The following is a 22617-nucleotide window of genomic DNA, read 5'->3' on the forward strand; positions in this document are numbered from 1 at the left end:
CCTATCGCCCCAGATAGCCTGAATGTTCAACGCGACCGCTCGACAGGACGCGGTCAGTCACGAAATGAGGAGCCTGATGCCTACTTTCGAGGTTCCCGGGGCCGAGCTTGCGGTGGCGTTGAGCGACGAAGGTGGACACCCGGTTGTCCAACTGCATGGTCTTACCTCAAGCCGCGCGCACGATCGGGTACTCAACCTCGACCTCGGCCGAGGGCTTAGTGGAACTCGACTGCTGCGGTACGACGCACGCGGCCATGGCCGGTCGACTGGGCGGGAGGTTCCCGAGGAATATCAATGGCAAAACCTAGCCGACGACCTCCTGCGGCTCCTCGATCACTGGTTTCCGGGCGAACGTGTCCACGGAGTCGGCCCCTCCATGGGTACCGGCACACTCTTGCACGCCGCTTCCCGCGAGCCAGACCGCTTTACCGGGCTCACGCTCATGGTGCCGCCCACCGCGTGGGAAACCCGAACTGCACAGGCTGCAAACTACCGGAGTGCCGCGGCGCTGATCGAATCCGTTGGCGTCGAGGCATTCCTCGCCACCACCCGCGGTGCAACTCCGCCGCCGGCCACAATCGGTGCGCCGGAGACGCGGCCCGACGTCGACGACACCCTCTTGCCTTCAGTGTTTCGAGGCGCGGCGCTCAGCGATCTTCCTGCCCCTGGGGTCGTCGCGCGAATCGACGTACCGACGACAATCCTGGCGTGGGTCGATGATCCGGGCCACCCGCTGTCAACGGCGGAATCCCTTGCCGCACTGCTCCCCCAAGCAACACTGACGGTGGCCCGCACCCCGGAAGATGTCGAAACCTGGCCCAATATTCTGAGCCAGGATGTCGCCGGTTGGGGTTAAGACAGGATGATCGCTACCCGATCAGGTAGACCATGCCGCGCCCCTCGTCGGCGAGATTGGTGGCGAAGACCCGGGCCCGTCGAAGATAGCCAACGGCATACTCGACGTCAAGGTCCCGATCGACACATGGCGAATCCGGCAACCGCAGCCTCACCTCCGCATCAGAGATATCGTCCAAGTCCTGAGCAATCGCCAAAACCTCGGACGGAGTCAAGGCCCTTACCCACGGATCCCAACCTTCGCCATGCATGGTCACGTTATGTGGATAACTCGCGAGATGAACTGGACCGGTATGTCGATGACCAGCCGCACCGATTTGTTCACGTGACCTTGAGAGGCGTGATGGCCGCGATCTACCCAGCCGCACGATCTTCGGCAACGTCGAGATCGTAATGCGTCTGCAGGTTGAGCCAGAACTGAGCCGACGTTCCAAAATACTTGCCGAGACGTAGTGCCGTGTCGGCTGTGATCGCACGCTTGCCGTGCACTATCTCATTGATTCGGCGCGGCGGCACATGGATCGCCACGGCGAGCTTGTTTTGCGTGAATATAACGCACAGCGTTAATAACGCTAGACGTTAAATCGGAGCCCCACCACGTTCCGTCACGGGGAAGCGTCTCGGCACGACGTTGGGCTGCGCGCACGATCCGGAGGAGGAAAGCGGTTCGCTGTGGACCGTCCTATCGGCTCCACCGCAGCGAGCGGGTGGTTAGGCTGGGTGGATGGCGACAGTTATTCTCGTGCGGCACGGCCGCACCACAGCCAATGCCACCGGGCTGCTGGCCGGGCGGGCCGCCGGCGTCAGCCTGGACCAGATCGGGCGCGACCAGGCGGCTCTGACCGGAGACCGGCTCGCGGCCGTGCCCTTGGTCGCGGTGGTGTCGAGCCCGCTTGAGCGTTGCCAGCAGACCGCTCGGCTCATCCTCGATCGCCAGGCTGGCACGCCGTACGCGCCGGTCGATCCCGATCTCACCGAGTGCGATTACGGCCAGTGGCAGGGCCGCACGCTCAGTGATCTCGCGAGCGAGGAACTGTGGCCGGTCGTGCAGTCCCAACCGTCCGCCGTCGTCTTTCCCGGCGGTGAATCCATGGCCGCGATGCAGGCTCGGTCGGTCGCAGCGATTCGACGCCGCGATGCAGCCATCGAAGCCGGGTACGGGCCAGGCGCCGTGTGGGTGGCGGTGAGTCACGGTGACATCATCAAGTCAATCCTCGCCGACGCGCTCGGCATGCACCTTGACCTGTTCCAACGTATTACCGTGGGCCCCGGCTCCGTCTCGATCGTGTGCTACGGCGCTAACCGACCCAGCGTCCACGCAACCAACACCGACGCGGGTGATCTGTCGTGGCTGTCCAACGGCATCCACTCCGGCGATGCGGCCGTGGGCGGCGATGCAGGGCAAAAGGCGCCATGAACCCGATGTGCCTAGAATACTGACATGCCTACACGTGTTCACGAGTTTGCCTGGCCTGACCGGGTCGTCGTCGGCACCATCGGCCTTCCGGGGGCGCGCACCTTCTACCTGCAGGTGCGCGCAGGGACGCAGATCGTGAGCATTGCCCTGGAGAAACAGCAGTCGGCCCTGCTCGCGGAGAAGATCGACGAAATCCTCGACCAGCTGATCACCGTCGAGGGCAACCCCTTCAGCGTTCCCACGGGTACTCCCGTTGAACTTGTCGACAATGACCAGCTGGAGGCCGTTCAGGAGCAGTTCCGCGCCGGCGCCATGAGCCTAGGTTGGGACCCGACCACGGCCCAGGTCGTACTGGAGGCCTACCCGATCACCGATGTCGACGCCGATGACAACGACGCATCCCTTGATGAGGACGGTGCTAACGTGTCCGAAATGCTGCTGGTGCGGATGCCGGTCGGCACCGCCCGCGCATTCGCCAAGCGCACCCGTGAGATCGTGGGCGCCGGGCGTCCGACGTGCCCGCTCTGCGGATACCCCATAGACGCCGACGGGCACATCTGCACCCTCCCCGAGGTCTGATGCCAACGCCGGACCTAGTGACCGCCGAGCTGACGCTCACCGGCCGCATCACGACGGCTTCAAACGCTACATTTCTGGGCCGCATCGGCGACGTGGTGGTCGTCTATAAACCGATAGCAGGCGAAACTCCGCTGTGGGATTTTCCCCACGGCACCCTGGCTCACCGGGAGGTGGCCGCCTACTTGGTCTCGCGGGTCTTCGGCTGGGACATCGTGCCGCATACCTGGCTGCGCGATGGTCCGATGGGCGAAGGAATGGTGCAGCTCTGGCAGGAGCAAGACCCCGCCCAAAACGCCGTGAACCTGGTCGCGACGGACCATGTGCCCGAGACGGGCTGGAAACACGTTCTCGAGGGACGGGATGAGAACGGACGGATGGTCACCCTCGTTCACGAAGACTCGCCAGCGCTCAGACGCATGGCGGTGTTCGACGTCGTCGTCAACAACGCCGATCGCAAGGGGGACCACATTCTTGCCATGACAGACGGACGCCGGCACGGCGTGGACCACGGGCTCACCTTTCACCGTGACCACAAGCTGCGCACCGTGCTGTGGGGATGGCTGGGAGACGCCCTGACCGCCGAGGAACGCGAGGGCATCGATCGTGTCAGCGAAGGACTGCACGGTGAGCTAGGCCGAAACCTGGCGGAATTGCTCAGCGCCGAAGAAATCGCATCGCTCGCCGCGCGCTGCGCCCGGTTGCGCCTGGCAGGGCGGTTTCCGGCTCCGAGCGGTGAGATGTCAGCGGTGCCCTGGCCGCTGTTCTAAGGGAATTGGGCCGGTGTGGTCTGGGTTCCGCAGGATTTACCAAGGTTTTCCCCACATCACCGTAAATCGTGCATTCAGCCGTTGATGTTCGGGCAGACTTATACCGTCTCCCGGCATTCCCACCCGGCACTCAATCTAGGGACCCATGAAATCACGTTCTACCCGCATGTCCGCGGTGACCCTCGGCCTGCTGCTCTCACTGTCCGGCGGCCTTATCGGCGCCACCACCTCCTCCGCCGCGCCGGTCCCCGCGGCCGTGCCGGCCTCCACCTACTCTGACGCCTTCGCCAAGAAAACTTTGGACCTGATGAATGCAGAGCGCGCCAAGCTCGGCGCGAGGCCCCTGATGTGGAACCAGCGGATCGCTGACGTTTCGCAGGGCTGGGCGAATCATCTTGGCGTCGCCACGATGGACCCCGCCTTCGACTTCGCCACCATCCACCGGGCGGACGCCGGCGGCTCGCTCATCCCCGCGGATGCCGGCATGTATCGGGAGATCATCGGCTTCAACTTCACGCCGGAACAGATCGTCGGCTGGTGGATTAACTCTCCTAGCCACAAGGCCGCCATGCTGGATCCACGGCTCACCGACGGCGGGCTCGGCTACGTCGTCCCCACCTCCGGACCGTACCAGGGCTGGCATTTAGTAGTCGCCAACCTGGCTGCCTACCCGATGACAAACCCTCCTACCGCGCCGGCGTCGAAGTCCCCGATCGGGGCCAAGGCTGCCTCGTACAACGGTTCGATCGGGACCGCGACCAGCCCGGAGGTTTCCGGGCTTAAGTACGGCGGCTCCTTCCAGTGCTACCAGGTCGGCTGCATCCTGTACTCCCCGGCTTCCGGGGCGCACCTGACCATGGGTGCCATCCGCAGCAAATGGGCTGAAACCGGATTCGAGAACGGACGCCTGGGCTACCCGGTCACCGACGAGATCACCGGGCTTCGGAACGGCGGCGTGTACCAGAACTACCAAAACGGGGCCATCATCTGGGCCCCCGCGACCGGTGGCTTCGTCTCCTCCGGCGGGATCCGCTCCGTCTGGGGCTCCACCGGTTTCGAGAACGGCAGGCTCGGGTACCCGACCAGCAATGAATACGCGACCGGCCCGGGAGGTGCTGTGGCCCAGAACTACGAGGGCGGCGTGATCCACTGGACGCCGACGGGAGCGTGGGTCACCTACATCTAGGCCTGGTGGTCTAGGACTCCCGATGAGAAGACCTCAGTAGTACGTGACCGTTATGCCATAGCCGTCGGTCCAGGTGAGGTAGCCGTGCTCGAAGTACTGGCGGGTGCCAGAGTAGTACTTCGGGTAAGCGGTGTAATCGTTCCACCAGCGCTCTTCGGTCGTCGGGTACCCGAGTGGCCCCCAAGCCCAGCTGAGGGACTCAAACACCCTCTTGTCGCCATTCATGAGACGCTGGGCGCCCGTGGTGGGAGACCACCAGATGATGCCATTCTCGAACCACTGGTAACACCCGCCTCCGGGCCCTGTGCAATTTTCGTCGCTGATGGGGTAGCCGATCATCTGCATGGGGTAGCCGGAGGAATTGTAGTCAGGCCACACCCAGTTGGCGCGCTCGTAGGCGCGCATGATCGCGCCCCCTACGACGTGAGTTCCCGAGGCGGGGGACCACCAGATGATCCCACCTTGGAACCACTGGTAACAGCCCGATTTGTCGACGTTGTTGACGGTCCACCCGAAGCATGTCTCGGGTCCCGTCGGGTAGCCGAGACGACTCGCCTCCGCTCCCATGTACAGCCACTTGTCCCGTATCGCCCCCTTGACGGTCTGGACTCCGAGGCCAGCGGTCCACGTCAGACTGCTGCCGGCGAATTCCTGTCGGCACCCGCTTTGCGCGAGCACGCACCTCTCGTCGCCGAGCGGTATGCCGAGGTTGTTGGGGCCGTTTGACGTGTTCCACCACTGGAAGATCGCGCCTTTCATGGTGACGGCGCTCGACGCGTTCGCCAGCATGACCCCGTTCTGGAACGACGTCTCGCAATAACCGGCCGGTAGTAGCCAGGAACATTCGACGCCCTGCGGGGCGCCGAGCCAGCTGTTTTCAGCTCCGAGGGCGTTCCAGCGCTTCCAGACCTGGCCGGGGAGGTCGATGTAGCTGAGGTTCATGGCAGGGTACTCATAGTTACGCCGGACGACGGGTGCCGAGGGGTCGCTTGGTGCGGCCAGAGTTTGTGCCGCGCAGCCTCCTTTGGGGGGCAGGCCGCACGTGATCGGCGAGACCCATTGAGGCGCCGGGGAACCGCCCAGGGGGTCCAGGAGCATAAACATCTCCATGGGGCGATACAGGGTGAATGCGGCCGCACCGTTCGGCACCACGATGATCGCGTTTTCGAAGCCTTGCTGGTCCGACTCCGGAATGCCGATGGAGGAAGCGCCATAAAAGTGGGTGTTGTCACGGTCTGGCATCCCGTAAGTTGCATACCCGCCGTCGGCGAAATATTTCAAACCTACGGGAGACGATTTAAGGACTCCGTGAGGTCCGAAGCGCGGCTTCCAATACGCGGTCCCGTTCTGGAATTCCTGCGAGCAGAAATCGACAGTCGGGCAGACTTGGTCCGCGATTGGCTGACCGTAGCCCGCGGCGGTTGAAGTCGAGAACCACGTCCAGAACGCGCTGCCGACCACGAAACCAGCCGGCGCGGAAGTCGTCGCTGTTAGGTCCTGCGCTGAAGCGGCGGACGTCGTCGACTGGGGAGGGGTGGATGTGGGCGTCGTGGTTCCAGCAGAGGCCGGAGAAGACGCAGGGTTCACGGGTGGGGCCGGCGGCGTGGTCGCGGCCGGCGATTGTGTCGGTGGCGTTGTCGCTGGGGGCGACGACGCGGCGACCGCGGGCGGCGTTACGCCACCCCACATGACCGCACTAGCGGTTAACGCAGACACGAGGATACGGGCCGTCCTCCGATTGTGGAACCGGGTAGCGCGCACGCGTGATCCTCCCCCTGATACGCCCCTCTGTCGGGTGGCACTTAGGGGAGGATATCCTGCGCGAGGCAGTCGACGGAGGTAGACACGTCATTGATGGGTTTTCGGGGATGAGGTCCCAGGTCAGAGGAAGCATCATGTTCGACCAGGCGGGCGGTCATAAAAGCGGATAGCCGCTAAGAACACCTGTTCTTAGCGGCTATCGCAAAAGTTTCGGGGAGGTCAGAAACTAGACATTAAATCTAAACTCCACCACGTCGCCGTCGGCCATGACGTATTCCTTGCCTTCAATACGGACCTTGCCGCGGGACTTGGCCTCGGCCATGGATCCGGCGGCGATGAGGTCATCGAAGGAGACAACTTCGGCCTTGATGAATCCGCGCTGGAAATCCGTGTGAATGACTCCTGCGGCCTGGGGCGCGGTGTCGCCTCGGTGGATGGTCCAGGCGCGGGCTTCCTTGGGACCGGCCGTGAGGTAGGTCTGCAGTCCGAGCGTGTGGAAACCTACGCGTGCCAGCTGGTCGAGGCCGGATTCGTCCTGGCCATTCATCTCGAGCATCTCGCGGGCTTCTTCCTCGTCGAGTTCGACGAGATCCGATTCCAGCTTGGCGTCAAGGAAAATGCAATCCGCCGGCGCCACCATTGCGCGCAGTTCCTCTTGCTTTTCCGGGTTGCCCAGGATGCCTTCGTCCGAGTTGAAGACGTAGATGAAGGGCTTCGCCGTGAGGAGGCTGAGCTCCTTGAGGTGCTCCATCTCGAGCTTGTCGCTCTTGACTGAGGAGAAGATCGTGTCGCCGCGCTCCAGTACGGCCTGGGCAGCCAGGATTGCTGCGAGTTCCGCGGCTTCCCGCTTCTTGATCTTGACTTCTTTTTCGATCCGGGGAATGGCCTTTTCGATCGTCTGGAGATCGGCCAGGATCAGTTCGGTGTTGATCGTCTCGATGTCCGAGCGCGGATCGACTTTGCCGTCGACGTGGACAACGTCGGGGTCGTCGAAGACGCGGATGACCTGGGCGATGGCTTCTGCTTCGCGGATGTTCGCGAGGAACTTGTTGCCCAGGCCTTCGCCCTCGGAGGCGCCCTTGACGATACCGGCGATGTCAACGAAAGAGACGACGGCGGGCAGGAGGCGCTGCGATCCGAAGACCTCCGCCAACTTCTGCAGGCGCGGGTCCGGGAGGTTGACGACGCCGACGTTTGGCTCGATGGTGGCGAACGGGTAGTTCGCGGCCAGCACCTGGTTGCGGGTCAGTGCGTTGAAAAGAGTTGATTTGCCGACGTTGGGCAGTCCGACGATGCCAATAGTAAGAGCCACGAGCATTGATTCTACCCGTTGAGTGCCCTTATCCGCTTTCGCGGCTGGAACCCTGGACCCCACGCCCGGTTGCCGTGAGCCGGCTTCGCTATATTGTCCGACCCCTATGCCAAGGTGGGAGACATGGATGGTTTTGCAGTAATACTCGCTTTGTTCATGCTTCTTCTGGGAGCGGCCGCCGGGGTGGTGGCTGGCTTCCTGCTGTTCCGGCGCCGCAGTGCCGCGCTTGAGGAAGATTTCGACGGCGTCTCGGCCCGGCTTGCCGCGGTGAACGCCCAGTTTGCCGCCGCCGACGCCGAGCGGCGGCTTCTGTTGTCACAGAACCGCGAATTGAACGAGTCCAGGAACCAGGATGGCAGTGTGTTGCGCGCACTCGCCCCGGTTGCCGAGAAGCTGACGGCCGTACAACAACAGGTCTCACTTCTGGAGCGGGATCGTTTGGAGCAGTACGGCCAGCTTGCCCAGCAGCTCCAGGAAGCCCGTTTGTCCGATGAACAACTCCTGCGCTCCACCCATGCCCTGGCGTCTGCCCTTCGGTCCAACAGCGCCAGGGGCCAGTGGGGAGAAGTCCAGCTGCGCCGCGTGGTTGAAGCCGCCGGGATGCTGCGTCACGTCGATTTTCACGAGCAGGTGCATTCCGCTTCCGTCGACAACGCCATCCGGCCGGATCTTGTGGTCCAGTTGCCGGGTGGAAAGCAACTCGTGGTGGACGCGAAGGTCCCGTTGGCCTCCTACCTCGCCGCCCAGGAACAGGGCAACACCGGGCACCTGGCTGGGAACGGCGCACTGCCGGTGGGCAATGGCACGGATGCTTTGCTGCTCGCACACGCGAAGGCCCTCAAGTCCCACGTCGATGCCCTGGGGTCCAAGAAATACTGGGACATCCCCGGCAACTCGCCCGAGCTGGTGATCTGCTTCCTGCCAGCGGAATCCATCTTGGCCGCAGCACTTGAAGCGGACCCCGCGCTCTTGGATCACGCCTTGTCCCGGAACGTAGTGCTCGCGTCCCCCGGCACATTGTTGGCAGTACTTAAGTCCGTCGCCTTCACCTGGCGCCAAGACGTCCTGACGGACAACGCCCGGGAGCTCTTCGAGCTCGCCCGGCAGCTGTACGAACGCATGGGAACCCTCGGTGACAACGTGGGCAAGCTGGGTTCATCGTTGAAGACCTCGGTGGATCGCTACAACGCACTCGTCGGAACTCTCGAAGCACGCGTCCTGCCGACGGCACGGAAACTCAACTCCATGGACGCCGACGGACTGGTGTCACCGCCCTCAGTGGAAGCAGTGCCGCGGACCCTTGCCGCACCCGAACTGATCGAAGGAGAATCCGCGGCCTAGGACCGGCCTGGTAGTGGTCCGGGCCCGGCAGCCTGTACCGGGCCGGGACCGGACTACGAGGTTGGCCGGTTCCCGCGTCCGCCCAAGGCGCGTGTGACGTCTCCGGCCTCTTTGAGGGTGGCGCGCAGTTCCTTAGGCAAGGAGAACAGCAGGTCTTCCTCCGCCGTCACAACCTCTTCAACCGCGCCGTAGCCGTAGTCGGCCAGCAAACGAAGAACATCCTGGACCAGGACCTCGGGAACGGAAGCACCGGAGGTGACTCCCACGGTGGCGACGCCCTCGAACCAGCTCTCGTCGACCTCGTTCGCGAAATCGACCCGGTAGGAGGCCTTGGCGCCATACTCAAGCGCCACCTCGACGAGCCGCACGGAGTTGGAAGAATTCGCAGATCCCACCACGATCACCAGGTCAGCCTGCGGGGCAATCTTCTTAATGGCCACTTGGCGGTTGGTGGTGGCATAGCAAATGTCGTCGCTGGGCGGATCCTGCAACGTGGGAAAGCGCTCTTTGAGCATCCGGACGGTCTCCATCGTCTCGTCGACGCTCAGGGTGGTCTGCGAAAGCCAGATCGTCTTCTCCGGATTGCGCACCTTGACCTTGTCCACTTCGTGCGGACCATTGATGATCTGGATGTGGTCCGGGGCTTCGCCCGCCGTTCCTTCCACTTCTTCGTGACCGTCATGGCCGATGAGGAGAATGTCGTAATCTTCCTTGGCGAAGCGGACGGCTTCGCGGTGCACCTTCGTGACGAGGGGGCAGGTGGCATCGATGGTGCGCAGGCCGCGGTCTTCGGCCGACTGCACTACAGCCGGGGACACGCCATGGGCTGAGAAGATCACGAGGGCGCCTTCGGGTACCTCGTCCGTCTCTTCGACGAAGATGGCACCCTTCTCCTCTAGCGAGGTGACGACGTGAACGTTATGCACGATCTGCTTACGCACGTATACCGGCGGCCCGTAGTGTTCCAGCGCCTTCTCCACTGCGATGACTGCGCGGTCGACGCCTGCGCAATATCCGCGGGGGGCCGCGAGCAAGACTCGTTTGGGGCCGGAGACCGGAGCGGCGGCCAGCACCTCTTCCGGCGTCCGACGCCTACGCGGGATAGAGGGCATCGGAATGGAAACTGATGAGCTGGTCATCCCTCCATGCTACCGGCAGCGTTCGCCCGCACGCTCGGCCTGGCTTTGCGTGAGAAGATCGCACCGAGCAGGCCGAGAAGTGCAAACACTCCCGCGGCAATCCAGGCGATAGTGATCCAACCGGTGAAATTGTCGACTGAAGCTGCCACCAACTCCCGCGCAAAGAGGCCGCCTGTGGCGGTTCCGCCCAGTCCCGCATCGCCTGCGCCCTTGAGCACCGTCGTGGCCACTTGCCACAGCGCAGCGACTGCGGCCAATCCCAGTCCGGTGAACAAGAGAAGCACTCCCCTGCGCTTCGCGGAAAGCAAGCCCAGGGCAAACAGCAGGACGGCGCCGAGGCCGGGAATCCACCACATTGGCGCATACGCGGCGATGGCGTCTACCTGCTGGCGCTGAGCGGGGCCGCCGATGTTGATCGGGGTGGATTCCGGCGTCGCAATGGGGAGGCCGGTTGCGGCGTGCAGCCGGTCAGCGGCGAGCTTGACCAGAGGCCCGACGTCGAGCACCAAGGACGTCCCCGCGGTCGAGTTCCCGGGGCCGGCAGTGCCTGCGAAATTCAGTTGGTGGCTCCGGCGTACGGTTTCATCCCACGCTTGCGGGTATTCAGGCCACGTGGACATCGCGGTGGCGGCGTCCTTGAGGAACGAAGCGCCAAGTTGTTCCACGGGCGCCGGTAGATTGATTTTGGATTCAAGGCTTGCGACGGCGGTAGCCGCCAGCCGCGCCTGGAACGCCTGGTCCTTCCCGATCGGAGAAGTGAGCGCCACAAATCCGTCTTCCCGGACGATGTTGGCGTCCGTCCATGCCATCGGGACGGCGATTCCTGTGAGCAGAAGGGCAAAGATCACTGCGATTGCAGAGACGAACGTGCGCAATGGATTCCTCAAGTTTGGAGTGCAGCAGTTCCAGTCGGGGCGACGACGAGTAAATGTCGGTCATGCATGCTACAAGGTATGGATAGAGTTGGAAGCCTGCCACTTAGCAAAGTACCAGCGAGGACGGAACCATGCACCAGCCACCAGCAGGAGGCTACCCGCGTGTCCCATGATGCCGTACCCGGCGGCGCGCCACAGGCGTTGCCGATTTCAGGACTCCCGAACCCGGGAGCCCAGGGCGAAGGGTCTTCCAGCGAAGAATCAACGAAGACAGAGTCAACCCTGCCCGCGACGGCGTCGGAGACAAGTCCCGACAATCCTTGGCCGCTGCAGCTGCTATCCCGCAAGCTCAAGACCCACATAGAACGGGCCCCGGCTGCGTGGATCGAAGGCCAGGTCATCGAACTCAATCGTCGAGGCGGCAGCGCCTTCGTGACGCTGCGGGACACGGATGCCGAAATCTCCTTGCCCGCATCGCTGTGGTCCAACGTCCTGGATCGCCAGAAGATGCCACTTGAGCGTGGCTCACGCGTCGTGGCCTTGGTGAAACCCGAATTCTGGCTCAAGACCGGTCGGCTCAACATGTCGATTAAGGACATCCGCCCGGTCGGCCTCGGCGATCTCCTCGCGAGAATCGAGCGCTTGCGCCAGGCCCTTGGCGCCGAAGGGCTGTTTTCAGACTCGCGGAAGAAACGGCTGCCCCTGCTCCCCCACCGGATCGGGCTCATCACCGGCCGCGATTCCGACGCCAAGAAAGACGTCCTGCGCAACGCGGCGCTTCGCTGGCCCGCCGTCGAATTCGCCGTCCGGGAGGTGGCAGTCCAAGGAGTTACCGCGGTGAGCCAGATCCTGGCGGCGCTCAAGGAACTCGACGCCGATCCGCACGTGGATGTGATCGTGATCGCCCGTGGTGGCGGAGCACTGGAAGATCTGCTTCCGTTCAGCAACGAAGATCTGGTCCGCGCGGTATCCGCAGCGGCCACCCCCGTGGTCAGCGCGATCGGCCATGAAGCCGACCATCCCATCCTGGACGATGTCGCTGACCTTCGCGCATCCACACCTACTGACGCCGCAAAGAGGATCGTCCCTGATGTTGTCGAGGAATTGGCGAGGGTACGGCAGGCCCGCGAGCAGCTACGTCGCGGCGTGGGACGCTTGGTGGACCGCGAAACGGATCGACTCCACGCCCTAAGATCGCGTCCTGTGCTGGCGTCCCCCGAAGTAATGGTCAAGATGCGGGAGGACGATGTCGAACGGCTCCGGAAACATGCCCACACCGCGGTGAGCTCCGCTGTTATCCGCGCACTTGATCAGGTGCACCATCTCCGCGCCCAGGTAAGGGCATTGTCGCCCCAAAAAACGTTGGACCGCGGGTACGCCGTCGTCCAGGTCGCGGGAGCGGATGGGGTGGGCCACGACGTCGTCCGGAGCCCTGACCAAGCCCCTGACGGCACGGAGCTGACCCTCCGGTTGGCGGAAGGCCGCCTTGCCGCCGTATCTTCCGGAGCCCCCGCTGCAGCCGGACAACCCAGCAAGCACCAGCAATGAGGACTAGGAAATGACAGCAGAAAACACATCCCCTGCGGCCAAGGGATCCCCTGAGGACCTGGACACTCTCAGCTATGAGGAAGCCCGCGAGCAGCTCATGGCCGTGGTTGGCCGCCTTGAAGCCGGGGGAGCAAGCCTTGAGGAATCCCTCGCACTCTGGGAACGCGGCGAGGCTTTGGCGAAGCGCTGCGAAGAGTGGCTGGAGGGTGCCCGCCGGAGGCTGGCCGCGGCCCGAAGCAACGGCGAGGACGGCCCGGCGGCCAGCTAGGATTGGACGGCCAGAGCCCGCTCCGCCGGCACGTCAAAGTCTGCTTTCGGCCAGCTCAGGCCCAGCTTCCCGAGGGCCTCGAGCAGAAGCTCCTGGACAGCGATCCTCGCAAACCACTTCTTGTTCGCCGGAACCACGTACCAGGGCGCCACCTCGGTTGAGGTCTTCTCGAAGACCCGCTGATACGCGTCCATATAGGAATCCCAAAACGCGCGTTCCTTGAGGTCGTCCGTGCTGTACTTCCAGTGCTTGGACGGGTCATCCAATCGTGCCAGCAGGCGCGCTTTTTGTTCATCGCGGCTGATGTTGAGCATGACCTTGACGATCGCCGTACCTTCTTCGGCGAGGCGTGCCTCGAACTCGTTGATGGCCGCATAGCGCCGTTCCAGTTCAGCGTCATTCGCCCAACCGTGCACTCGGTGTATCAGCACGTCCTCGTAGTGGGATCGGTCAAAAACCCCGACGAACCCGGCGTCGGGCAGGGCTCTCTCGACCCGCCAGAGGAAATCGTGGGTTTTCTCCTCATCAGTCGGCGCCTTGAACGGGGCAACCTTGACACCTTGGGGATCCATTGATCCGACGACGTGCTCAACGATCCCGCCTTTGCCTGCGGTGTCCATGGCTTGCAGGATCAACAGCACTCGTTTGGAGCTGCCGAATTTTCCCTCGGCAAAGAGCATCTCCTGCAGCACGTCCAAACGACCATCCTGCGCTGCCAGCAAAGCGACGCCGTCAGACTTCTTTCCCTTGTAGCCGGGCGTCGCTCCGGGGTCTACCGCGTCCAGCGAGAATCCCGGCCCGGCCTTCAAGATAGTGGATACCTGCTTGGTGAACTCCTTGGTCCCGGCCATTTCGATATCCCCTTTGGTCCGGCCGCATTTCGTCGCGGCTTGCACAACAGGCTAGTTGCCTTGGTACCGCCCGAGGAAGTCCGCCATGCGTCCAATCGCTTCTTCAATATCCTTGACGTTCGGCAAGGTCACCATGCGGAAGTGGTCAGGACGCACCCAGTTGAAGGCCCGTCCGTGTGAGACGAGGATCTTTTGTTCCTTGAGAAGGTCGAGGACGAACTTCTCGTCGTCGCGGATGTGATAGACCTCGGGGTCCAACTTCGGGAACAGATAGAGGGCACCACGGGCCTGTTGTGTGCTGACGCCGGGGATGGCGTTGAGCAGATCGTAGGCCTTGTTCCGCTGCTCAAGGAGCCTGCCGCCCGGCAGGATGAGATCGTTGATGCTTTGGTGGCCACCGAGGGCGGTCTGGATGGCATGCTGTGCCGGCACGTTGGCGCACAGCCGCATGTTGGCCAGCAGGTTGATGCCCTCGAGGTAGTCTGCGGCGTCTTTCTTCGGTCCGGAGATGGCCATCCAACCGGCGCGGTAGCCACACACGCGGTAGGCCTTGGACAGTCCGCTGAACGTCAGGCAGAGCACATCGTCGCCGGTGAGCCCGGCAAGATTCACGTGGACGGCGTCTTCGTAGAGGATCTTCTCGTAGATCTCATCGGCGAACACCACAAGGCCATGCTTTTCGGCGAGGGCCACGATCTTCTTGAGGGTCTCCTCCGGATATACGGCACCCGTGGGGTTGTTGGGGTTGATGACCACGATGCCTTTGGTTTGAGGCGTGATCTTCGATTCCATGTCCTCAAGGTCCGGCTGCCAGCCCGATTCTTCGTCGCACAGATAATGGACCGGACGGCCGCCGGCCAGCGCCACGGAGGCGGTCCACAGCGGGTAGTCCGGAGTGGGGATGAGAATCTCGTCTCCCACTTCCAGCAAAGCCATGAGCGACATGGTGATGAGCTCGCTGACGCCGTTGCCAAGGTAGATGTCGTCAACGTGGATGTTTTGGATGCCACGGGTCTGGTAATACTGCGAGACGGCGGTGCGGGCAGAGAAAATCCCGCGCGAATCGCTGTATCCCTGGGCGTGGGGCAGATGGCGGATCATGTCCACCAAGATCGCGTCCGGCGCTTCGAATCCGAACGGTGCCGGGTTTCCGATATTCAGTTTGAGGATGCGGTGACCCTCTGCCTCCATCTGCTGGGCGGCCTGAAGAATCGGTCCACGGATGTCGTAAAGGACATTATGAAGCTTGGTGGACTGCTTGAATTCTGCCATTCATCAAATATGCCATACCGGGGATGTACTTCCGTTGAGACATCACTCACATTAGCGACGACGGCGGCGAGGCCCCCAAAAAGGGTTCCTCGCCGCCGTCGTCCTTGGCAGGGGCCTTACTTCACGATCCCTTTGTCCTTGAGCCAAGCGGCCGCAGCGTCCTTGGGATTCTGCTTTTGGTTGCCGCTGACCGCACGGTTGAGGCTGATGAGGTCGTCCGTCGTGAGGATCTTGGAGACGTTGTTGAGGGCTGCCTTCGCCTTGTCCGTCATCTTGGCCATGTTGTACAGCGGGAGGACCTGCTGAGCCTTGAAGTTGTTCTTAGGATCATCCAGGACCACCAAGGCGTTGTCCTGGATGGACGGCGTCGTGGTGTAGATGTCGGCAACCTGGACGTCGTTGGACAGCAGGGCCTGCAGCGTGAGGTTCCCGCCGCCGTCGCTGAACGGCTTCAGGCCCTTGAGCACGCAGTTGTAATTGGCTTTGAGGCCCGGGAACCCGTAGGCGCGGGTCTCAAAAGTTGCCGGTGCTGCCATCGTGAGGTCTCCACAGACCTTGGCGAGGTCTTCGATGGACTTGAGCTGGTACTTCTCCGCCGTGGCCTTCGTGACAACCATGGCGTCCTTGTCCTCAGCTTTGGCGGGATCGAGCACTCCCAGGCCCTGTGGAAGCTTGCCGGGCAGCGCCTTGTAGACGTCTTCGGCCGATACCTGCGTGGCGTTGGCGTCCAGGTAGGACAAAAGGTTGCCGGAGTAGTCCGGCGCGAGATCGATCGAACCGTCCTGTACGGCCTTGAAATAGATCTCGCGGGATCCGATATTGGGCTTCGTCGTAGCGGTAACGCCGGCGGCGTTGAGTGCTCCGGCGTAGATTTCGGCGATGACCTGGCTCTCGGGGAAATCTGCCGAGCCCACCGTGAGCGAGCCACCGGCCCCGGAGGGGGCGTTGGTGGACGGGCTGGACAGCGGGCTGCCGCCACATGCGCTTAGTGCAAGCGCAATGCCGACTCCGGCCGCCAGGCCGCCGAGCCCGCGGCGGGTCAGGATGACGGGTTGCTTCATGCGGTACCTCCTTGAACGGCAGCCCCCGCCGGTGCGGCGGCTGCGAGATCTCCGGCGGCCTTGTGGCCGCCGTTGGAATCGATGGAAAGTCCGGGCGGGAGGAGGATCCTCTGCGCCATGGCCAGAATGAGGTCGACGGCGATTGCCAACGCCGCGATGAGCAGTGACCCGCCGAGCATGCGGGGGAAGTCCTGAAGGACCAATCCGTCAAAAAGATAACGCCCCAGGCCTCCCAGCGGAAGATACGCCACCACGGAAACCGTCGCAATGACTTGCAGGACCGCCGTGCGGATGCCACCGAACATGACCTGAAGTCCGTTGGGCAGCTCTACGCGGAACAGGATCTGCAGTTCTGTCATGCCCATGGCGCGGGCTCCGTCAACCACCGTTGGATCAACGCTGGAAATCCCGGCGTAGGTCCCGGCCAGGAGGGGCGGCACCGTCAGGATGACGAGGGCCCAGACGGGAGGCATGAGGCCGCTTCCGGCCAACAGGGCGAAGAGGACAAGCAGTCCGAGGGTCGGGAGGGCCCGCAGGGCGCCGGCGAACGCCACAGCAACCACGCGCCCGTGTCCTGTGTGCCCGATGAAGAGACCCACGGGCACGGCGATGGCCGCGGCAATCACCAGGACCAGCCCGGAATACTGCAGGTGTTCCAGGAGCCTCGTGGCGATTCCGCCGCTTCCTGACCAGTGAACCGGGTCCGTGAGCCAAGCGAGGGTGTCAACGAAGATATTGCTCATCGACCTGCCTCCGCGTGCATCCTGGCATCTGCGATGAACTCCCCTGCTTTGGCCTCTTGCTTGGCCGTGACAGCACCGGCACGAGTCCAGGGCGTCAGCAGCTTCTCAAGGACCACCAAGAATGTGTCCATGACGAGGGCCAGCAAGAGGATCGCAATGATGCCGACCACCACCTCGGTGACGAACGCCCGCTGCAGCCCGTCGGTGAACAGCATCCCCAGGTTCCCGACCCCCAGGAGCGCGGCGACGCTCACGAGGGAGATATTACTGACGGACACCACGCGCAGGCCCGCAAAAAGCACGGGCAAGGAAAGCGGCAGGTCGATTTGCAGGAACCGTGCGGTCGGCTTGAATCCCATGGACACGGCAGCCATACGGAGGTCGTCGTCGACGGAATCGAAGGCGTCCATGGCAGCCCGCACAAGCAGGGCGACGGCATACATGGTGAGGGCAACCACCACGTTGAGCGGATCCAGGATCCGGGTTCCCAGGATCGGCGGCAGGATGATGAAAAGCGCCAACGAGGGAATGGTGTACAGCAAGGAACTTGCCGTGGTGACCACGGTCCTGAGGGTACGGTTCCGTCGGGCCAATTGCCCCAAGGGCACCGCGATGAGCAGACCCAAGACCATGGGGATCAGAGCCAGGATAAGGTGCTCGCCTGCCCGCTCAAAGACCATGCCGCTATTCGCCAGGAACCATTCCATCAGGGGGCGTCCTCCCTGTTGTGCCGGGTCCGTTCGATGAGCGCCAGCACTTCGTCGGCTTTGAGGACGCCGGCGAGCCTGCCGTCGTCGTCCACCACCACGCCAAGGCCCGAAGGTGAGGACAGCGCGGCATCCAGGGCCCGGCGGAGCGTATCCCCGCGCCGGAACAAGGAACCTCCGGGAATCAGCCCGGCGCCGTCGCGCGGCGACGCCCATCCCATAGGCCGGGAGTCGCCGTCGAGCACCAAGGCCCATTCGCTGCTGCCCGCGGCAACTTGCGGGGCCTCCACGGTCTTGACCGGATGCACCGGAACAGCATCGGCGCCGTTGAAGGAAAGGTGCCGGAAACCCCTGTCACGGCCCACGAAAGAGGCCACGAAGTCATTGGCAGGTGCCCGGAGGATCTCTTCGGGCGCCGCGTATTGCGCAAGTTTGCCTCCGACGGCGAAGACAGCCACTTTGTCGCCGAGCACGGTGGCCTCATCGATGTCGTGGGTGACGAAGACAATAGTCTTGGCCAGTTCGCGCTGGAGCCGGAGGAGTTCCTGCTGGAGTTCGTCGCGGACCACAGGGTCAACCGCGCTGAAGGGCTCATCCATGAGCAGAACAGGCGGGTCCGCTGCGAGCGCGCGCGCCACCCCGACGCGCTGCTGCTGGCCGCCGGACAATTGGGACGGGTATCGCTTGCCGAGCCCCGAAGCCAGCCCGACGACGTCGAGCAGCTCTTCCGCGCGTTTGCGGGCTGCCGCCCTGGAAACGCCGTTGAGCCGCGGAACGGTGGCAATGTTGTCCAGCACCGAACGGTGCGGCATGAGTCCCGAGGACTGCATCACGTAACCCATGGAGCGGCGCAACTGGGCGGCCGGTTCGTTCGAAACATCCTTGCCGGCCACGGTGATGGTGCCCGATGTCGGCTCCACCATACGGTTGATCATCCGCAGGGACGTGGTCTTTCCGCAGCCCGAGGGTCCGACGAACACGGTGATGGCACCCTTGTCGATGGACATGCTCAATCCATCAACAGCGGGTTGTCCGCCCTGATACCGCTTGGTGACGCTCTGGAACTCAATCATGGCTTCAGCCATTCCGGGGCTTACCTAACTTCTTGGGCCGCAAATATCAACGATGGAACTCAATCAACAGCGAACTGATGTTCTACAGCCTAACCAGCACCACCGACGATGTCAGCGCAGGCGCGAAGACCGTAATGAATCGGCAATGCTCAGGGCGTCTGCAGTTTTCCGTTGAGGGGACGCTCGCTGTGCAGGCGCAGGCCGATGTCCACCAAGGACACCCGGTTCAGTCCCGGAACCTTGCCGAGCGGCACCCAGGCGGCGTGGGTGGTGCTGCCGTCTATCTCGTGGGTCAATTCGCCACCCGTGATGCTTGCCTCGTAGACCAGCCGGATCGCCTGGAAATCACGCTCTGATCCGTCCAGCCGCTCCTCACCCGGCCAGTGGCCGACGTCGATGCCGAGCATCGCTCCGATATCGGCGTCGTACCCGGTTTCCTCCTGGATCTCGCGGCGGCAGCCGTCCACGGGATGCTCCCCCAGGTCCAGGCCTCCCCCGGGAAGGGTCCAGCCTTCCTTGCCGTCTTGCTTCCAGTAGGCGAGAAGGATTGCTCCGTCGCGGATGACCACTCCGTACGCGGCCGGGCGGGTGTCGAACTGCATGCTCATGGAGCCAGCCTAGGCCTAAGCTGGAGGGAACACTGTTCAGCACATGGAGTTGTATTGTGACCAACTTGGAAACGGCCCCGTCCCAGGAAGTCTGCCCGGCCGGGCATCCCGGACAGGGACCTTTTGTACAGCTCTGGCCGGCCCGCGAGGTTCCCCTCGGCGGCGTCAGGGCCATGAATGTCTCCCGAACCCTGCCCCAGCGCGGCATGCCGACGGTAGGAGCCTGGTGCTTCCTGGACAGCTTCGGCCCGGATCGCATCGCGATGAGCGTCCTTCCCCACCCGCATATGGGACTGCAGACGGTCACGTGGCCCCTCCAGGGCGAGGTGCGGCACCGCGACAGCGTCGGCAGTGACGTCGTGGTCCGTCCCGGGCAGTTGAACATCATGACGGCCGGCCGCGGCATTTCGCATTCCGAGTTCGGCATCCTCCCGCCCGGACTTCACCCGGGCGAGCCCGACGGCGGCGCCCTCCTGCCGCTGTCCCGGGGCCTGCAGTTGTGGGTTGCTTTGCCCGACGCCGTGAGGCACCGCGCGCCGTCGTTCGAGCAGATCGTCGACCTGCCGGTAGTCGCGGCGGACGGATTAAGGGCCACGGTGCTCGTGGGCGAATTCGCCGGGCAGCGCTCCCCCGCGATCATGTACAGCCCGATTGTCGGAGTCGAAATCTCAGCCTCCGGCCCGATCGAGCTGCCGCTGAATCCCGATTTCGAGCATGCCGTGCTGGTCCTGGACGGCTCAGCGGTGATCGACGGCCAAGAAGTCGACCCCGGTCCCCTGGCCTTCCTCGGCATGGGCCGGGAAGCCCTCCACCTCGACACGGCTCCTGGAACCCGCTTCATGCTCCTGGGCGGCGAACCCTTCGAAGAAGACATCCTGATGTGGTGGAACTTCGTGGGCCGCACTCACGAGGAAGTGGAGCAGGCCCGGGAAGATTGGGAAGCCCAGGCGCTCCTGAGCGACGAGGACGCCCGCGCTTCGCGCTTCGGCTGGATCCATGGCCACGGGCCCGACGCCGGAGCCGAAGCCGGGCGCATCCCCGCACCGCCCATGCCGGGGGTCCAGCTCAAGCCGAGGTCCCGGAACAGGGCTGCTGACTAGGGGTCACGACACCCAAAAGGTTTGGCGACCCCCAAAAGGTTTGGCGACCCCCAAAAGGTTTGGCGACCCCGGAATTCGCGCGTCGCCAGTCTTTCTCCGTATCCGCCAGCCGTATGCGCGTCGCTTTTAGGCCTGTTCCGCGACAATCCGTAGCACACCGAAAACCGGTTCCTGGTCCAGGACCCGCACATCGGTGATCCCGTGCGCGGCCAGTCCTGCCCGGAAAGCTGACTGCAAGGGCTCGACGTTCATTCCGAGCCCGCCGCCAAGAATCACCGGTCCGGGGAGGCCAAGCTGGCGAACGGCCTGCGCCGCCAGCTCCGCGAGATCCCGTCCTGCCTGGTCCAGCAGTTGGCGGCTGATCCCGAGCCCCTGGCGGGCGGTCTCCACCACCGCACTTGCGCGCTGGGCCCAGTACCGCCGGTCGGTGTCCTCCGAATGGAACAGTGCGATGAGTTTGTTCGGATCGTCTAACCCGCAGGACTCCAAGAGTGCCGCTGTAAGACCATCGGGTTCCAGTCCTTTGTTCATGCGCCGGAGGCTGTGACGCACTGCCTCCCGGCCCAGCCAGTAACCGCTTCCCTCGTCGCCCAGGAGAAAGCCCCAGCCGCCGGCGCGGGCTTCTTCCCCTTCGGCATTCTTTCCCCAGGCCGCGGATCCGGTCCCGGCTATGACAGCCACTCCCGTGCTGGCCCTGCCTGCCGCCAGCAGCAGGCGGGAATCGTGGACCACCGTGACCTGCGCGCCCGGAACATGGGGTTCGATCAGCTCGGCGAGGGCGCGGGCATCGGCGTCGGTATCGATTCCGCCCGCCCCGGCGAGGACGCGGTCCACGTCGCCGCCACCGATCATGGCGAAGAGCTCGGCGAGATTCCTGGCCGCCGTCTCCCGGCTCACGTTCTGGACGTTGGAGCTGCCGGTGCTTTCGTCGCGGACCGGCTTGCCGCCCTCGAAGCGGACACCGCGGGTCTTCGTGCCGCCGATGTCGAGCCCGATGACCGTTGCGTCGGGCCGGGGGGTCGTGTTTTCTGCAGTCTCCACGTCCAAAAGCCTAGCGTGGGCGCACCGGGTGGATCTATTGGGCTGCGGATCGCGCTTTGACAAGGCCTGCGAGCAGCCCCGGCCCTTCGGAAAGCACCATTTCGCGGAAAAGCCTGACGGGGTCGGGTTCCTTGCGCCGTTCACGCCAGGCAATCCCTATCTCCCGGTATGCGAGCTCCGAGTCGAGCGATACCTCCACCCACCCCAGGTCCGTGGAATCCAGGACCCCTTGAGGTCCCGGCCCAAGTCCTCCTGGCGGGAGGATGCTGTAGCCCAATCCGGCAGACACGAGCCCGCGGATGGTATGCGAGTCCTGGCTCTCGAAAGCAACCCTTGGGCGAAAGCCCGCATCCCGGAAGATCGCGTCGGTCAGCGAACGCAGGCCGAAGCCTGGCCCCATGGAAACGAACGGCTCGTGTCTGAGCTCTGCAAGCCGCACGCTGGCACGCCGGGCCACGGGATGGCGGTGATGGACCACCAGCCGCAACGGCTCGCGGTACAGCGCCGCAGAGCCGAGGTTCCTGCCCGGAGCCGCCACGGGTGCCGTCAAGGCGAAGTCGGCGTCACCGGCAACGAGCGATTCAAGGCAGGCGGCACGCGCTCCTTGGCTGAGCTCGAAAGCCGTGGAGGGGTGCCGGCTGCGGAACGCGCTCATGAGCAGCGGCAACGTGGCCTCGCCGAAAGTGTGCTGGAAGGTCACCGCGATTCGGCCGCGGACAACATCGGATTCGTGCCGGACCACGTCCAGTCCCGCCTGGAATTCCGCGAGCGCCGCTTCGATGTAGGGAAGCAGCGTTTTCGCAGCCGGGGTCAGGCGGACGCCGCGGCCTTCGCGGATAAGGAGTTCGGTCCCGACGACGGCGCTAGCCCGGGCCAGCGCCCGGCTCACCGTCGATTGGGGTACTCCGAGCAGCTCGGCCGTCTCGGTGACATGTTCTGTCCGGCCAAGCTCAGCCAGCAGTGGAAGCAACGGCAGCAGTTGGACCAGTTGCTTGTGTTCGATGTCCATACCTGTCCACCCTCAGATCGACTACGCGCGAAATTATCCAAAACCGCTATCAATCTTAAGTGAATCATGCATTGGAATCATCACTTCTGCTCGCCATACTGTGG

24 protein-coding genes and 1 pseudogene are annotated in these 22617 nt (G+C 63.7%); 9 read left to right on the forward strand and 16 right to left on the reverse strand.

Annotation, left to right across the window (positions count from 1 at the left end):
- Positions 1-76 precede the first annotated feature (76 nt).
- Positions 77-856 (forward strand): alpha/beta fold hydrolase, encoded by a 780-nt coding sequence (locus ABEA18_RS09780; RefSeq protein WP_345449155.1) that lies wholly within the window; start codon positions 77-79, stop codon positions 854-856.
- 13 nt (positions 857-869) lie between these two features.
- On the opposite strand, the gene ABEA18_RS09785 is transcribed toward ABEA18_RS09780, so the two are convergent.
- Both ABEA18_RS09785 and ABEA18_RS09790 read right to left on the reverse strand, forming a co-directional pair.
- Complete coding sequence (locus ABEA18_RS09785; RefSeq protein WP_345449156.1) at positions 870-1112, reverse strand: hypothetical protein; 243 nt, start codon at positions 1110-1112, stop codon at positions 870-872.
- 97 nt (positions 1113-1209) lie between these two features.
- Positions 1210-1416, reverse strand: a complete 207-nt coding sequence (locus ABEA18_RS09790; RefSeq protein WP_345449266.1) for a HigA family addiction module antitoxin — start codon at positions 1414-1416, stop codon at positions 1210-1212.
- Positions 1417-1579: 163 nt separating this feature from the next.
- Here ABEA18_RS09790 and ABEA18_RS09795 point away from each other — a divergent pair, with 163 nt between their 5' ends.
- From ABEA18_RS09795 to ABEA18_RS09810, 4 genes are all read left to right on the forward strand, one after another.
- Positions 1580-2272 carry a histidine phosphatase family protein gene (locus tag ABEA18_RS09795; protein WP_345449158.1) on the forward strand — a complete coding sequence of 231 codons (693 nt, stop codon included), beginning with the start codon at positions 1580-1582 and terminating at the stop codon, positions 2270-2272.
- A gap of 24 nt (positions 2273-2296) precedes the next feature.
- Entirely contained in the window at positions 2297-2851 is a 555-nt protein-coding gene (locus ABEA18_RS09800) for a DUF3090 domain-containing protein (RefSeq protein ID WP_345449160.1), read from the forward strand.
- Complete coding sequence (locus tag ABEA18_RS09805; protein WP_345449161.1) at positions 2851-3618, forward strand: SCO1664 family protein; 768 nt, start codon at positions 2851-2853, stop codon at positions 3616-3618. Before ABEA18_RS09800 ends, ABEA18_RS09805 begins: the two co-directional genes overlap by 1 nt.
- A 145-nt stretch (positions 3619-3763) precedes the next feature.
- Positions 3764-4804: a CAP domain-containing protein gene (locus ABEA18_RS09810; protein ID WP_345449162.1), complete on the forward strand. Its 1041-nt coding sequence runs from the start codon at positions 3764-3766 to the stop codon at positions 4802-4804.
- A 33-nt stretch (positions 4805-4837) separates the two neighbouring features.
- On the opposite strand, the gene ABEA18_RS09815 is transcribed toward ABEA18_RS09810, so the two are convergent.
- The 3 genes and pseudogenes from ABEA18_RS09815 to ychF all read right to left on the reverse strand — a co-directional run bounded on the left by ABEA18_RS09815 (position 4838) and on the right by ychF (position 7877).
- Positions 4838-6046, reverse strand: coding sequence for an LGFP repeat-containing protein (locus ABEA18_RS09815; RefSeq protein ID WP_345449163.1), 1209 nt, complete (start codon positions 6044-6046; stop codon positions 4838-4840).
- 30 nt (positions 6047-6076) lie between these two features.
- A pseudogene (locus ABEA18_RS24630) lies at positions 6077-6493 on the reverse strand (hypothetical protein); the annotation flags it as partial.
- Between the two features lie 298 nt (positions 6494-6791).
- Positions 6792-7877 (reverse strand): redox-regulated ATPase YchF, encoded by a 1086-nt coding sequence (gene ychF / locus ABEA18_RS09820; RefSeq protein WP_234748400.1) that lies wholly within the window; start codon positions 7875-7877, stop codon positions 6792-6794.
- 123 nt (positions 7878-8000) lie between these two features.
- Here ychF and ABEA18_RS09825 point away from each other — a divergent pair, with 123 nt between their 5' ends.
- On the forward strand, positions 8001-9218 hold the full coding sequence (locus tag ABEA18_RS09825) for a DNA recombination protein RmuC (RefSeq protein ID WP_345449164.1): 1218 nt from the start codon (positions 8001-8003) through the stop codon (positions 9216-9218).
- Positions 9219-9271: 53 nt separating this feature from the next.
- On the opposite strand, the gene ABEA18_RS09830 is transcribed toward ABEA18_RS09825, so the two are convergent.
- On the reverse strand, positions 9272-10357 hold the full coding sequence (locus ABEA18_RS09830) for a 4-hydroxy-3-methylbut-2-enyl diphosphate reductase (RefSeq protein ID WP_345449165.1): 1086 nt from the start codon (positions 10355-10357) through the stop codon (positions 9272-9274).
- Positions 10354-11232, reverse strand: coding sequence for a hypothetical protein (locus ABEA18_RS09835; protein WP_345449166.1), 879 nt, complete (start codon positions 11230-11232; stop codon positions 10354-10356). The genes ABEA18_RS09830 and ABEA18_RS09835 overlap by 4 nt, the downstream gene beginning before the upstream one ends.
- 201 nt (positions 11233-11433) lie before the next feature.
- Here ABEA18_RS09835 and xseA point away from each other — a divergent pair, with 201 nt between their 5' ends.
- Together xseA and ABEA18_RS09845 are read left to right on the forward strand one after the other, a co-directional pair.
- Positions 11434-12780: an exodeoxyribonuclease VII large subunit gene (xseA, locus tag ABEA18_RS09840; RefSeq protein ID WP_425550509.1), complete on the forward strand. Its 1347-nt coding sequence runs from the start codon at positions 11434-11436 to the stop codon at positions 12778-12780.
- Positions 12781-12790: 10 nt separating this feature from the next.
- Positions 12791-13048: an exodeoxyribonuclease VII small subunit gene (locus tag ABEA18_RS09845; RefSeq protein WP_345449168.1), complete on the forward strand. Its 258-nt coding sequence runs from the start codon at positions 12791-12793 to the stop codon at positions 13046-13048.
- Here the strand turns inward: ABEA18_RS09845 and ABEA18_RS09850 are convergent.
- The 7 genes from ABEA18_RS09850 to ABEA18_RS09880 form a co-directional block, all read right to left on the reverse strand.
- Positions 13045-13899, reverse strand: coding sequence for a polyphosphate kinase 2 family protein (locus ABEA18_RS09850; protein WP_345449169.1), 855 nt, complete (start codon positions 13897-13899; stop codon positions 13045-13047). The genes ABEA18_RS09845 and ABEA18_RS09850 overlap by 4 nt on opposite strands.
- Positions 13900-13950: 51 nt before the next feature.
- Positions 13951-15171: a pyridoxal phosphate-dependent aminotransferase gene (locus ABEA18_RS09855; RefSeq protein WP_059387460.1), complete on the reverse strand. Its 1221-nt coding sequence runs from the start codon at positions 15169-15171 to the stop codon at positions 13951-13953.
- 116 nt (positions 15172-15287) lie between these two features.
- Entirely contained in the window at positions 15288-16232 is a 945-nt protein-coding gene (locus ABEA18_RS09860) for an ABC transporter substrate-binding protein (RefSeq protein WP_345449170.1), read from the reverse strand.
- Complete coding sequence (locus ABEA18_RS09865) at positions 16229-16975, reverse strand: ABC transporter permease (protein ID WP_345449171.1); 747 nt, start codon at positions 16973-16975, stop codon at positions 16229-16231. The genes ABEA18_RS09860 and ABEA18_RS09865 overlap by 4 nt, the downstream gene beginning before the upstream one ends.
- Complete coding sequence (locus ABEA18_RS09870) at positions 16972-17682, reverse strand: ABC transporter permease (protein ID WP_345449172.1); 711 nt, start codon at positions 17680-17682, stop codon at positions 16972-16974. The genes ABEA18_RS09865 and ABEA18_RS09870 overlap by 4 nt, the downstream gene beginning before the upstream one ends.
- Positions 17682-18767, reverse strand: coding sequence for an ABC transporter ATP-binding protein (locus ABEA18_RS09875; protein ID WP_345449173.1), 1086 nt, complete (start codon positions 18765-18767; stop codon positions 17682-17684). The genes ABEA18_RS09870 and ABEA18_RS09875 overlap by 1 nt, the downstream gene beginning before the upstream one ends.
- A 137-nt stretch (positions 18768-18904) precedes the next feature.
- Positions 18905-19363, reverse strand: a complete 459-nt coding sequence (locus ABEA18_RS09880; protein WP_345449174.1) for an NUDIX hydrolase — start codon at positions 19361-19363, stop codon at positions 18905-18907.
- A gap of 56 nt (positions 19364-19419) precedes the next feature.
- Between ABEA18_RS09880 and ABEA18_RS09885 the strand changes: the two genes are divergently transcribed.
- The gene (locus tag ABEA18_RS09885; RefSeq protein WP_345449175.1) at positions 19420-20463 is read left to right on the forward strand and encodes a pirin family protein; all 1044 of its coding nucleotides are present in this window, start codon (positions 19420-19422) and stop codon (positions 20461-20463) included.
- 126 nt (positions 20464-20589) lie between these two features.
- Here ABEA18_RS09885 and ABEA18_RS09890 read toward each other — a convergent pair whose 3' ends face one another.
- Positions 20590-21504 (reverse strand): N-acetylglucosamine kinase, encoded by a 915-nt coding sequence (locus ABEA18_RS09890; protein WP_345449176.1) that lies wholly within the window; start codon positions 21502-21504, stop codon positions 20590-20592.
- Positions 21505-21538: 34 nt separating this feature from the next.
- Positions 21539-22513 carry a LysR substrate-binding domain-containing protein gene (locus ABEA18_RS09895; RefSeq protein ID WP_345449177.1) on the reverse strand — a complete coding sequence of 325 codons (975 nt, stop codon included), beginning with the start codon at positions 22511-22513 and terminating at the stop codon, positions 21539-21541.
- Positions 22514-22617 lie beyond the last annotated feature (104 nt).

This window comes from Arthrobacter gyeryongensis, from assembly GCF_039543785.1.
GTDB lineage: Bacteria > Actinomycetota > Actinomycetes > Actinomycetales > Micrococcaceae > Arthrobacter > Arthrobacter gyeryongensis.